The sequence below is a fragment of the Novosphingobium sp. CF614 genome (genome assembly GCF_900113255.1).
GTDB lineage: Bacteria > Pseudomonadota > Alphaproteobacteria > Sphingomonadales > Sphingomonadaceae > Novosphingobium.
Genome location: NZ_FOOR01000002.1, coordinates 95377 through 107291, shown reverse-complemented (window position 1 = coordinate 107291; position 11915 = coordinate 95377). Strand labels below are relative to the sequence as shown.

The 11915-nt window shown below is 63.7% G+C and carries 11 protein-coding genes; 9 read left to right on the top strand and 2 right to left on the bottom strand.

What is annotated here, in order from left to right; all coding sequences use genetic code 11:
• Positions 1-18: 18 nt before the first annotated feature.
• A complete protein-coding gene (locus BM052_RS03380) occupies positions 19-1038 on the bottom strand; it encodes a sulfate ABC transporter substrate-binding protein (protein ID WP_091143257.1) in 1020 nt (339 codons plus the stop codon).
• A gap of 564 nt (positions 1039-1602) precedes the next feature.
• Here BM052_RS03380 and mutM point away from each other — a divergent pair.
• From mutM to BM052_RS03350, 6 genes are all read left to right on the top strand, one after another.
• Positions 1603-2415 (top strand): bifunctional DNA-formamidopyrimidine glycosylase/DNA-(apurinic or apyrimidinic site) lyase, encoded by an 813-nt coding sequence (mutM, locus tag BM052_RS03375; RefSeq protein WP_091143255.1) that lies wholly within the window; start codon positions 1603-1605, stop codon positions 2413-2415.
• Positions 2416-2549: 134 nt separating this feature from the next.
• Positions 2550-2810 carry a 30S ribosomal protein S20 gene (gene rpsT, locus BM052_RS03370; protein WP_091143252.1) on the top strand — a complete coding sequence of 87 codons (261 nt, stop codon included), beginning with the start codon at positions 2550-2552 and terminating at the stop codon, positions 2808-2810.
• Positions 2811-3361: 551 nt separating this feature from the next.
• Positions 3362-4795: a chromosomal replication initiator protein DnaA gene (dnaA, locus tag BM052_RS03365; protein WP_091143249.1), complete on the top strand. Its 1434-nt coding sequence runs from the start codon at positions 3362-3364 to the stop codon at positions 4793-4795.
• Between the two features lie 402 nt (positions 4796-5197).
• Positions 5198-6034, top strand: coding sequence for a GGDEF domain-containing protein (locus tag BM052_RS03360; RefSeq protein WP_091143247.1), 837 nt, complete (start codon positions 5198-5200; stop codon positions 6032-6034).
• Positions 6035-6160: 126 nt separating this feature from the next.
• Entirely contained in the window at positions 6161-6553 is a 393-nt protein-coding gene (locus BM052_RS03355) for a DUF983 domain-containing protein (protein ID WP_091143244.1), read from the top strand.
• The gene (locus BM052_RS03350; RefSeq protein WP_177198309.1) at positions 6550-7335 is read left to right on the top strand and encodes a HesA/MoeB/ThiF family protein; all 786 of its coding nucleotides are present in this window, start codon (positions 6550-6552) and stop codon (positions 7333-7335) included. The genes BM052_RS03355 and BM052_RS03350 overlap by 4 nt, the downstream gene beginning before the upstream one ends.
• An 84-nt stretch (positions 7336-7419) precedes the next feature.
• On the opposite strand, the gene BM052_RS03345 is transcribed toward BM052_RS03350, so the two are convergent.
• Positions 7420-8127, bottom strand: coding sequence for an NAD-dependent deacylase (locus tag BM052_RS03345; RefSeq protein WP_091143240.1), 708 nt, complete (start codon positions 8125-8127; stop codon positions 7420-7422).
• Positions 8128-8344: 217 nt separating this feature from the next.
• Here BM052_RS03345 and BM052_RS03340 point away from each other — a divergent pair, with 217 nt between their 5' ends.
• From BM052_RS03340 to nth, 3 genes are all read left to right on the top strand, one after another.
• Positions 8345-10336: a putative bifunctional diguanylate cyclase/phosphodiesterase gene (locus BM052_RS03340; RefSeq protein ID WP_177198308.1), complete on the top strand. Its 1992-nt coding sequence runs from the start codon at positions 8345-8347 to the stop codon at positions 10334-10336.
• Positions 10337-10452: 116 nt separating this feature from the next.
• Positions 10453-11181, top strand: a complete 729-nt coding sequence (dapB, locus tag BM052_RS03335; protein ID WP_091143234.1) for a 4-hydroxy-tetrahydrodipicolinate reductase — start codon at positions 10453-10455, stop codon at positions 11179-11181.
• Positions 11178-11861 (top strand): endonuclease III, encoded by a 684-nt coding sequence (gene nth, locus BM052_RS03330; RefSeq protein ID WP_091143231.1) that lies wholly within the window; start codon positions 11178-11180, stop codon positions 11859-11861. Before dapB ends, nth begins: the two co-directional genes overlap by 4 nt.
• Positions 11862-11915: the final 54 nt, after the last annotated feature.

Below are 11915 nucleotides of genomic sequence, written 5' to 3'. Positions count from 1 at the left end.
AGGAGAAGGAAGGACGGATCATTTCTGGGCGTAGATGCGGTCAAACACGCCGCCGTCATCGAAGAACTTCTTCTGGGCCGCCTTCCAGCCACCGAAATCCTTGTCGACGGTGACCATCGGGATCGGCGGGAACGTCGCCTTGAACTGCTCGGCGATCTTGGGGTCGCGCGGGCGGTAGAAGTTGCGGGCGATCGCGACTTGCGCTTCCGGCGTGTAGAGGAAATCCAGGTAGGCCTTGGCTGCTTCCTCCACGTGGTGCTTCTTCGCATTCGCGCTGATGACCGCGACCGAGGGTTCGGCGAGGATCGAGATCGAAGGGACGACGATCTGGAAGTTGCCCTTGCCGAGTTCCTTCTCGGCCAGCAGCGCCTCGTTTTCCCAGGCCAGCAGCACGTCGCCGATGCCGCGTTCGACGAAAGTCGTGGTGGAGCCGCGCGCCCCGCTGTCCAGCACGGGGACGTGGCCGAAGAGGTTCTTCACATAGGCTTCGGCTGCCGCGTCCGAACCGCCTTGCTTGCGTCCGTAGGCCCAGGCGGCAAGGAAGTTCCAGCGCGCGCCGCCGCTGGTCTTGGGATTGGGGGTGATGACTTCGACGCCCGGCTTCACCAGATCGCCCCAATCCTTGATACCCTTCGGGTTGCCCTTGCGCACCAGGAAAACGATGGTGGAAGTATAGGGCGCGCTGTTGTCGGGCAGCGCCTTTTGCCAGTCGGCCGGCAGGAGCTTGCCCTTGTCGGCGATCGCATCGATGTCATAGGCCAACGCGAGGGTCGCCACGTCGGCATCGAGCCCGTCGATGATCGCGCGGCTCTGCTTGCCCGAGCCGCCGTGGCTCATCCGGAAGCTGACGGTCTGCCCCGTCTTCTGTTTCCAATAGGCCGCGAATGCCGGGTTGATCGCTTCGTAGAGTTCGCGGGTCGGATCGTAGCTGACGTTGGTTATTTCCACGGTTCCGGCCTTGCCGTCACCCCCTTGGCCGGAGCAGGCGGCCAGAATGAAAGCGCCGGTGGCGGCAATGAACTGGCGGCGTCTCAGCATGGTGTTGTCTCCGCGTGGTGTCCAACTGGATCTTTGTAGAAACTGGGTAGAACTGGAAATTTCGTCACGAGAAAGGGTTCCATCGGGTGTCGCCGACGGTCGAGAAGAGGTTTGACTGATGGCCATCAGTCAAGTGCCTGCAAGGTTTCAGAAATCCATCATCCCAGATACGCTGGGCCCAGATACGCCGGGCATTGCCGGGCTTGCTGCCCGGCGTTCAAGTGCCGGGTCCAAACCGGCAGCCTGTTTGGGGCCCAGAAACGGCCCTGGGATGACGGCCTGGCTTAACTCTACCACACTAGCGGCTGTGTCGCCGGCCATAAACCAGACTCCTGATCGCGTAACAGCTCGGTCGACCCGGATCACGGTCCCGACACCTCCGGATTATCTCAACTTTTTTGATAGACAATGATGTTGAGGTGAAGCGAGGCCTATTGTCGACCAATTGAGTAGAGTAAAGCCGGGGCGATCGAACGGATCCCGGACGCATGGTCCCGGCAGCCTGGATGCGCTGGATCGGTTCGGCCATGACTCGGCACGGCAATCCCGCTAACGCAGTGGCCGATGCCCGAACTTCCCGAAGTCGAAACCACCGTGCGGGGCCTCACCCGCTTTCTCGAAGGCCGGCGGATCGCGCGCGTCTCGGTCAATCGGCCGGACTTGCGCCGTCCATTTCCCCCCGATCTCGTTCAGGCGCTCACCGGCGCGCGCGTCACTGCGATGGGGCGGCGCGCCAAGTATGGTCTGATCCATACCGACCGCGAACGGACCATGGTCTTCCACCTCGGCATGTCCGGGCGCTGGCGGATCGAGCCGGAGCGGCCGGAGAAGCACGACCACCTGGTGATCGAGACCGACGCGGGCCACGTGCTGGCGCTCAACGACGCGCGGCGGTTCGGTTCGGTGGACCTGGTCGCCACTGCCGCGCTCGATTCCTGGGGGCCTTTCGCGAACCTCGGTCCCGAGCCGCTGGGCGAGGCGCTGAGCCCGCGGCAGCTTGCGCTTGCGCTTGCCGGGCGTGTGGCCCCGATCAAGCAGATGCTGCTCGACCAGTCCGTGATCGCCGGGCTGGGCAACATCTACGTGTGCGAGGCACTGTTCCGTGCCGGGATACGCCCTGACAAGGAAGCCGGGCGCGTCGGTGCCGCCGCGCTCGCCCGCCTGGTCCCGGCGATCCGCGCGGTACTTACCGAATCGATCGCGGCGGGTGGATCGACCATCCGCGACTATGCGCAGCCCTCGGGCGAACTCGGCTATTTCGCCGCCGCCTGGCAGGTTTACGGGCGAGAAGGGGAGCCCTGTCGTTGCGGCGCCCCGGTGCTGCGCTTGGTGCAGGGCGGACGCAGCACCTTCTGGTGCCGCAAATGCCAGAAATAGGCGGTTTGCGGCGTCTCCGGCGGGTTGACGCGAGGCGGGTCCACCGCTAAGGGGCGCGCTTTCCGGCGAGTCCGCTCGCCACCCGAGATTCGATCAGGCAATGGGCCGCAGGGCGGCCAGACAGAGGAATATTCATGGCCAATACGCCGCAAGCCCGCAAGCGCATCCGCCGCAACGAGCGCCGGGCGGAGATCAATATCAACCGCGTCAGCCGCATCCGCACTTTCGTCAAGAAAGTGGAAGCCGCGATCGCGGGTGGCGACAAGACCGCTGCTGCCGAGGCTCTCCAGGCAGCCCAGCCCGAGCTGGCGCGCGGCGTTGCCCGCGGCGTGCTCCACAAGAATACGGCCGCGCGCAAGATGTCGCGCCTGACCAAGCGCGTCGCCTCGCTCTGAATCAGCCGCCGAGTCGGTCCTTCCGGGCGGGCGTTCGGCGCCTGCCTTGAGGACGAAAAGGGAACGGAGCCGGAGAGATGATCTCCGGCTCCGTTCCCTTTTTTAGCTGCGCTGCAACACGCCATGGGGCAAGTGCCCGGAATCGCTGCGATTCGCCGCACCGCGTCGCAGAAGACACTGATTTTTAAGTATAAAACATTTTCGTGACGGAAATTGGGCACTCATGCGTGAGTCAACCGCCAAAAATTTTTTTATTTGTCCCGCCCCATATTGCCTGTCGGGCAAACAGCTTCCTACAAGGGGTGCCGGCCGTTGCGGAACTGGCCGGGGAAACAACGAAAGCAGATGAAACAACAACCGCAAACCTGCGTTTGCGGTTGAGGGGCGTTTTTGCCCGCGTCTCGTTTTGCTCGCGTTTCGATTGAAACCGGTTTCGATGCGGGCGCTTGGGGTCACACGAGCCAGAGGAGTTAATGCTGGTGTCGGGTTCTTCATCGGGTCAGGGCGCAAATCATCTGGCAAACAGAAAGTCTAAGGCGGTGCGAGTGGCGATGGAAGAGGATCAGGAAGCCGTGAATCTGGCGGCCGACTGGGCGGACATCAGCCAAGGCTTGCGCAAGGACTTGGGGCACCAGGCGCATAGTCAGTGGATCAAACCGATCCAGCCGGGCAACTATTGCAAGGAGACGGGCACGCTCGATCTCTACCTGCCGACCGAATTCTCGGCCAACTGGGTGACGGACCGCTTCGCCGATCGTCTCTCGCTGGCCTGGAAGATCGCGCGTCCCGACGTGCGCCACGTGCGCATCCTCGTCCATCCCGGCCGCCGCCAACTGCCTGAACTGCGCCTGGGCAGCGGTGGCCGTCCGAGCAGCGCGCCGGCCAATGATTCGGCACATGGCACCGCCGATTCGCTCTCGGCCGCGCTGGCGGGCGAATCGTTCGCCTCGCTCGGCCAGGGGCCGGCCGGGATCGATGCCTCGCAGACTTTCGCGACTTTCGTAACAGGCACCGCGAACGTGCTGGCGTTCAACGCGGCGCAGCGGGTGGCCGCCACCGAGGCGCCGCAGTTTTCGCCGCTATACCTCAAGGCGGCCACAGGCCAGGGCAAGACCCACCTGCTCCATGCGATCGGCCACGCCTATCTTGCCAATCACCCGCACGCCCGGATCTTCTACTGTTCGGCCGAGCGTTTCATGGTCGAGTTCGTCCAGGCACTGCGCCAGAATCAGATGATCGAGTTCAAATCGCGCCTGCGCGGCTTCGACTTGCTGCTGGTGGACGACATTCAGTTCATCATCGGCAAGGCGTCGGCACAGGAAGAGCTGCTCTATACGATCGACGCGCTGCTTGCCGAAGGCAAACGGCTGGTGTTCGCCGCCGACCGCGCGCCCCAGGCGCTCGACGGGGTCGAGCCGCGCCTGCTCTCGCGCCTGTCGATGGGCCTTGTCGCCGATATCCTGCCGGCGGACATCGAACTGCGCCGCTCGATCCTGGAAAACCGCCTTACGCGCTTCGCTTCGATCGAGGTGCCCGCCGACGTCATCGAATTCCTTGCGCGCACTATCAATCGCAATGTGCGCGAGCTGGTGGGCGGCCTCAACAAGCTGATCGCCTATGCCCAGCTTACCGGTCAGACCGTTTCGCTGCAATTGGCCGAGGAACAGCTTACCGATATCCTTTCGGCCAATCGCAGGCGCATCACCATCGACGAGATCCAGCGCACGGTCTGCCAGTTCTACCGGATCGACCGGACCGAAATGAGTTCCAAGCGCCGCGCCCGCGCGGTCGTGCGTCCGCGCCAGGTGGCGATGTACCTCGCCAAGGTCCTGACCCCGCGATCCTATCCCGAAATCGGCCGCAAGTTCGGTGGGCGCGATCATTCGACGGTCATCCACGCGGTGCGCCTGATCGAGGAACTGCGCACGCGCGATGCGGACATGGACGGCGACGTGCGTTCGCTGTTGCGGCAACTCGAAAGCTGATCCATCCCCGGGATTTCCTGCGGTCATCCACAGGCTTTTGAACAAGGCGCTCCATCTGGCGCGCTTGGGCCTGCATGCGTCCAACGACGCGCGGTCGACCCCGCCTGACGAACCGCTGTGACAACAAGCCCTCGCTCCTTTGCTGCAACGGCATGCTTCGCGTATTCAAACGCAGAAGCAAAGTTATATTCTATTAACCATCAAGACTCACTCGCACCCTGTTGAGCGGCGGTTCTGCCCTGCCATTTTCAGCAATACCGCGATCTCATGCTGAATTAAAACGTATGCATCGGCATATTCTGTCGCATTCGACCAATATCGCAGCTTGGTGACATGCTACTGACTAGCCTTGTCGTAAGTTCCGCACGTTCGTTCGCGTCCGTGTCACGATGAGGCTCCTCGATGCGTTTTTACAATGTCGCCGCCTTTCTTTTTCCGCGCAGTTACGAGCGACGATTGTTGCTGGTCTGCCTTGCGGCCATTCACGTTCCACTCATCGCCAGTATCGCCTTCCAGGCTATTACCGGCGAATGGCAGGTGGCCACGCTTGTCATGCTGCTTGCGGCTACGCTGGTCGCAACCGGCATTGGCCTGGCTGCCATTCACGGGCTGTTGTCCCCCGTCGCCAGAGCCGCGACCATGCTCCAGGCGATCCCGCGCGGCGGCAACGACCTGCTCGACGGCGTCACCGTGTTTGCGAAAGATACGGCCGCGAAAGAATCGACCGGCAGGGTTGAGCGCGAGCGTGAACCGACCAGACCCGTCGAGTGCGATCCGCTCACGGGTATCCGCAACAATCAGGGTTTTCTCGATTCGGCGGAAGAAGTGCTGCAAGGTGAGCATAACGCGGTGCTGGTGCTGATCGGCATCGATCATTTCCAGCTCATCAATGACCAGTTCGGGCAGGCCGCCGCCGAACAGCTGCTCAAGTCGATCGCCAGGCGTCTGGAGGATGGGCTGCGCCGCAGCGACGTGGTAGCGCGCCGCGAGGACGAGGAGTTCGCGGTTCTCCTGCCGAACACAGTGCTCGATGAAGCCCGCATGATTATGGAACGCCTGCGTGCGTCGGTCGCTCTCGACGAAAGCTTGAGCGCCCAGGGCTGGCCGGTGACTTTCTCCTGCGGCCTCGCGCCGGTACGCACTTTCGCTCAATTCGGCGATGCTGTCCGCCGGGCCGATGCCGCGCTCGGAGAAGCCAAGAACGGCAGCCGCAACCGGGTTTACGCCGCAATGGACTGAGTTCCCCCCGGTTCACTCAGATGCGCAAGGCACCCGCCGTCCCCCACCCCCCCGACGTCCCGGGTGTCTTGCGCATCAACCTTTTGCGGCTTCACCGACCGGCCCGGTTGCTGTAGGTGAGCAGCCATGATTCCAGCCACTTTCGCCCAAGCCGCCCTGCGGGGCATGCGTGGCAAATGCCCGCGTTGCGGCGAGGGCCGCCTGTTTCGCAAATGGCTCAAACCGCTCGATCGCTGTCCGGTCTGCACGTTGGATCTCAGTCCGCAGCAGGCTGACGACTTCCCGGCCTATATTGCGATCCTCGTCACCGGCCACCTGATGGCGCCGCTGATTATCGCGCTCTCGCTGGATTTCGAACTGGGGCCGCTGGCGATGGTCGCGATCCTGGTGCCGTTGGCGCTGTTCATGATGCTGGGCATGTTGCAGCCGGCAAAAGGCGGGGTGATCGCCACCCAATGGTGGTTTGGCCTGCATGGCTTCATCAGGGAACGCTTGCCCGAGGATACGGGCGCGGCGTGAGCCTCCCTTCCGAGCGGCTCGCGCGCTTCGCGCGGCACATCGTCCTTCCCGAACTGGGCGGGGCAGGGCAAGTCGCGCTGGCCGACGCGCATGTGGTGCTTGTCGGCTGCGGCGGGATCGGCAGTCCTGCACTGCAATACCTGGCCGCAGCCGGCATAGGACGACTGACGCTGGTGGACGATGACGTCGTCGACGTCAGCAACCTCCAGCGCCAGACGATTTACACGCCGTCTGATGTCGGCCAGCCCAAGGCGGAAACGGCGGCCGAGTGGGTGCGGCGTTTTGATCTTGGCCTTAGGGTCGATGCAGTCGTCGCGCGAGTGGGGGGTGACAACGCTGCTCAGGTCCTCTCCGGCGCGAGTCTCGTATTGGACGGGTGTGACAACTTCGCGACTCGGCTGGCGGTGTCAGATTCCTGTGTAAAGCTCGACATACCGCTGACCAGCGCCGCGATCGGCCGGTTCCAGGGCCAGGTTGCCAACTTCGCCGGACATCTGCCGGGCGAGTCCTGCTACCGCTGTTTCGTGGGCGACGCCTTCGATGCCCAGGATTGCGATACTTGCGCCGGCGATGGCGTGCTGGGCGCGATGGCGGGCATGGTCGGTACTTTCGCCGCCATGCATGCGATTCGCGTCCTGCTCGCCGGCCGCGCGGCTTTCGGCGACCCGCAGTTCGGCACCTTGCACCTGATCGACGGGCTGGCGCCCTCGATGCGCGCCCTGCGAATCGCCAGGGACCAGGATTGCAGGGGATGTGGCGGAAAGCCGGGTTCCACCGTTTGATATTCCCCGATTTGGCCGGGCGGAGAATCCGGGTTCACGGCAATGTCGTTTCCCATTTCGCCGCCAGCGCCGTTCGCATGTTTCTCATTCGCCCGCCTGGGCCAGCATTTCCTCCACCCACGCCGGCACCACCTGGGTCGCGGGGCCGTGGCGCGCTTCATCGAACCACAGCGTGCCCTGGCTCGGCTCCAGATTGAGTTCGAGCGTGGCCGCGCCAAGATCGCGCGCGGTGCGCACGAAACCCGCTGCGGGATAGACCGCGCCCGAAGTGCCGATCGAGACGAACATGTGCGCCTCGCGCAGCGCGGCGAAGATCTCGTCCATGCGATAGGGAATCTCGCCGAACCAGACGACATCGGGCCTGAGCATTCTCTCCCCGCATTCCGGGCATGGCGGGCGCCCGATCAGCGGCCCCGTCCAGCGTGGGCGTGCATCGCAAGCGGTGCACCAGGCATTGAGATGCTCGCCGTGCATGTGGAGCACCCGGCGCGCGCCCGCGCGTTCGTGCAAGTCGTCGATGTTCTGGGTAACGATCAGGACGTCGCCCGGCCATGCCCTCTCCAGCTTCGCCAGCGCGAAGTGCGCGGCATTCGGCTGCTTGGCCTGTATCGCTTCGCGCCGCATGTCATAGAAGCGCAGGACCAGATCAGGGTCGCGCTCGAAGGCTTCGGGCGTCGCCACGTCTTCGACGCGGTGCCGTTCCCACAGCCCTCCGGCATCGCGAAAGGTGTCGATACCGCTTTCGGCGGAAACGCCCGCCCCGGTCAGTACGACGATGTTCGCGTGGGTCATGCCCGATCAATGCCCGGATTGGCTGGCCGTGCCAAGTCGACGCGGCTGGGAAACGCTCAACAGGCGCAGCATCGTTTCACCTGGTTCATATTAGCAACCTGGCAAGACTGCCTGTGCTACCATGCCGACTGGGAAAGGGAGTGTTGTACCCGCGCGGGGGGCGTGCAACGCCGAGGGATCTTGTCATGGGCACTGTCAAGTCGTGAGTTCCGAAGCAATGAGCCATACGGACAAGCGCCGAATTCGCATGTTCCGGCTCGTGATCTCGCTCATCGTGGGGGCGCTGGCTCTTCTGTGCTTCGCCATCATCTACATGGCGGGACAGATCGGCGAGGTGGCCCGTGCCTATGAACGCATGATCGTGACGGAGAGCTGGGACAAGCAGTCCAAGGAGTTCCAGGCCCTGTTCGTCTCGCTGCTTGCCTCGGACCAGACGGAAAACGCAGTCCGCGGGGGGAATCGGGCGTTGACAAGGCAAAGTGTCGAGGCTCCGCTGGAAACCGTGACGGGATCGAAGGATGTCCGTGCGTGGTTCGATGCGCAGGCCATTGCCCGGCGAGGCATTTCCACTTTCGTCGAGGACCAGCGGACGTGGCTGCGAATCACGGCCCCATCCCGGTCCGGCAAAGGCTTCCTCATCGCCGACATCGCGGTAGACAAACCCATGCTGGCGCGGTTTTCAGGGATGCATCATCTTACCGGCCTGGGGGTCCTGGCGGGCTGCGGGGCTCCCGCGAGCCTTGCTTCCGCGCCCCTGCGCGACCATTCGGGCCGCCCGGCGGCATGCCTGACATGGCAGCCGTTGGCACCGTCGCGGGAAATCGCGGAGCGCCTGCCGTTCATTCTGGTCACGATAGTGGCCTTCTTCGCCTCGCTCGCCTGGATCGTGCTGCGCAGGAGCAGCGAACTCACCCGGGACCTGATCGCCAGCGAGGCACGGGCTCGCCACGTCGCGCTGCACGATCCCTTGACCGGGCTTCCCAATCGCGCGCTGATGTTCGAGCGCCTGACTCAGATGCTCATCCACTCCCAGCGACATGGCGGCGTGGTTGCCGTGCACTGCCTGGATCTCGATCGGTTCAAGGAAGTGAACGACACTCTCGGGCATCCCGCTGGCGATGAACTGATCCGGCAGGTGGGCACTTGCTTGCAAACCATCTTGCGGCACAACGATACGGTTGCCCGGCTTGGCGGGGACGAATTCGTCATCTTGCAATCGGAAAGTTCGCCGCGGAGCGCGTCGCGATTGGCGGAACGCGTGCTCCGGCAGTTCGAGAACACCTTCCATCTGGACGCGGGCCTGGCGGATATCGGCTGTTCCATCGGGGTGACGGTCATTGCCGATCCTCGGTGTGAACCGGCCGAGGCCTTGCGCCAGGCCGATATCGCGCTCTACCGATCCAAGCAGGCCGGGCGCAATCGCATGACCTTCTTCGAACCGGAGATGGATGCGGCGCAGCGCAAGCGTGTCGCGATGGAGCGGGACCTCAGGCAGGCCCTGCACGACCGTTCGATGTACATGGTGTATCAGCCCGAAAAGGATGTCGACGGTCGCACGGTCTGTCTCGAGGCGCTGCTGCGATGGGATCACGACGAAATCGGTCCTTTGTCGCCCGCCATGTTCATCCCGCTTTGCGAGGACGCGGGCCTGATCGTCGAACTGGGCAAGTTCGTGATGGAAATGGTCTTTTCAGAAACCGCTGACTGGCAGGATCTGTGCATCGCCATCAACGTTTCGCCGCTGCAGCTTCGATCGCCGGATTTCGCCGCGACGGTCGCCGATCTCGTCCAGCGTCATGGCGTGAGTCCAAGCCGCTATGAGTTCGAAATAACCGAGACGTCGCTTCTCAACGATGCCGGGGTGCCGTTCGAAAACATCGCCAAACTGAAGGCCATGGGCTTCGGTATCACGCTCGACGATTTCGGAACCGGTTATTCCAACCTCGGGGCGCTGAAGCGCTTTTCGGTCGACAAGATCAAGATCGACCGTTCGTTCATCCGCAACCTGCAACATAGCGAAGAGGCGGTGGCGTTGATCGACGCGATCATTCGCCTGGCGCGTGCGCTGCGGCTGAACATCGTCGCCGAGGGTGTCGAAACCGAAGAGCAGCGGCGCTTGCTCATGACGCTGGGATGCGATCTCTTCCAAGGCTACCACCTCCAGTCGCCGATCGAGGCGCGCTTGGTCCAATCCGTCATAACGGTTTGAACGGGGAGCGCGAGGCGAAGCCGCGATTATGGCCGGGACCCACGCGTTTCCGGTCGTCATGATATTGCGCAACGCGGGTATCGCGACCATGAAGCGGGCCATTGAAGGGATAAGCAATGGCCAGAATCGGAATCATCGGCAACATGGGGCGCATGGGGCAGGCTCTGCAGGCGGCCGTTGCGGGAATGGGTGAAGACCTTGCCGGCGGCGTTGGCCGGGGCGGTGACGTCGCGGTCTTGGCCGGGGTCTGCGATGTCCTGATCGACTTCTCCAGCCCGAGCGCGCTTGAAGGCAATCTCGATGCCGCCATGGCGGCGGGCGTGCCGATCGTCATCGGGACCACCGGGCTCGAGGAACGTCATCACTGGCTGATCGACAGTGCGGCCGAGACCATTGCCGTGCTCCAGACCGGCAACACCTCGCTCGGCGTCACCTTGCTCGCCCATCTCGTGCGCGAGGCGGCCAGCCGGCTCGGCGAGGACTGGGATATCGAGATCGTCGAGACCCATCACCGCATGAAAGTGGACGCGCCTTCGGGTACGGCGCTGCTGCTTGGCGCGGCGGCGGCGCAAGGGCGCGGCGCGGACCTGGGCGAGAACGCCGTGCGGGGCCGGGACGGCATCACCGGCAAGCGCGAGGTTGGCACGATCGGCTTCGCGGCTTTGCGCGGCGGCACCGTGGCGGGCGAACATACCGTCCACTTCCTTGCCGATGACGAGCGCCTGGCTCTCTCCCACATTGCCGAGAACCGCGGAATCTTCGCGAAGGGCGCGATCAAGGCCGCGCAGTGGCTGCTGGACAAGCAGCCGGGCCGCTACACCATGCCCGAGGTGCTGGGGCTTTGAGGAAGGACCATATCTTTGAATTCTTCCGCCGGCTCGCCGAACTCAATCCCGCGCCCGAGACCGAGCTGGAGTTCGGCAATACCTATCAGCTTCTCGTCGCCGTGGTGCTGTCGGCGCAGGCGACCGACGTAGGCGTCAACAAGGCGACGCGGGCGCTGTTTCGCGCGGTGAAGACGCCAGAACAGATGCTGAGCCTGGGGGAAGAGGGGCTGAAGGCGCACATCAAGACCATCGGCCTGTTCAACGCCAAGGCCAGGAACGTCATCGCCCTCTCCGAAATCCTCGTGCGCGACCATGGCGGAGAGGTCCCTGCCGATCGCGATGCGCTGGTCGAACTGCCCGGGGTCGGGCGCAAGACCGCCAACGTCGTGATGAACTGCGCCTTCGGGGCCGAAACCTTCGCGGTCGACACGCATATCTTCCGTGTCGGCAACCGTACCGGCCTTGCCAGGGGCAAGACGCCGCTTGCCGTCGAAAAGCAGCTCGAAAAGAAAGTCCCGGGCCCGTTTCGCGTCGGAGCGCACCACTGGCTGATCCTGCACGGGCGCTACATCTGCAAGGCGCGTACGCCCGAGTGCTGGCGCTGCCCGGTGGTTGATCTGTGCGGCCATAAGCCTAAGATACTCCACGCACCGGCGAAAAGACAAAGTCCAGGGCCAGGGACCGGAGCCTCCGCCTGAAGGAAGGCCGGTAATTTTCCTGCCGCCGATTCGCCGGGAAAAAGGAGGAGGTTG

Excerpts from the sequence above, each read along its gene's own strand:
- BM052_RS03380 (WP_091143257.1), bottom strand. The coding sequence starts at position 1,038 with ATGCTGAGACGCCGCCAGTTCATTGCCGCCACCGGCGCTTTCATTCTG.
- mutM (WP_091143255.1), top strand. The coding sequence starts at position 1,603 with ATGCCCGAACTTCCCGAAGTCGAAACCACCGTGCGGGGCCTCACCCGC.
- rpsT (WP_091143252.1), top strand. The coding sequence starts at position 2,550 with ATGGCCAATACGCCGCAAGCCCGCAAGCGCATCCGCCGCAACGAGCGC.
- dnaA (WP_091143249.1), top strand. The coding sequence starts at position 3,362 with ATGGAAGAGGATCAGGAAGCCGTGAATCTGGCGGCCGACTGGGCGGAC.
- BM052_RS03360 (WP_091143247.1), top strand. The coding sequence starts at position 5,198 with ATGCGTTTTTACAATGTCGCCGCCTTTCTTTTTCCGCGCAGTTACGAG.
- BM052_RS03355 (WP_091143244.1), top strand. The coding sequence starts at position 6,161 with ATGATTCCAGCCACTTTCGCCCAAGCCGCCCTGCGGGGCATGCGTGGC.
- BM052_RS03345 (WP_091143240.1), bottom strand. The coding sequence starts at position 8,127 with ATGACCCACGCGAACATCGTCGTACTGACCGGGGCGGGCGTTTCCGCC.
- BM052_RS03340 (WP_177198308.1), top strand. The coding sequence starts at position 8,345 with ATGAGCCATACGGACAAGCGCCGAATTCGCATGTTCCGGCTCGTGATC.
- dapB (WP_091143234.1), top strand. The coding sequence starts at position 10,453 with ATGGCCAGAATCGGAATCATCGGCAACATGGGGCGCATGGGGCAGGCT.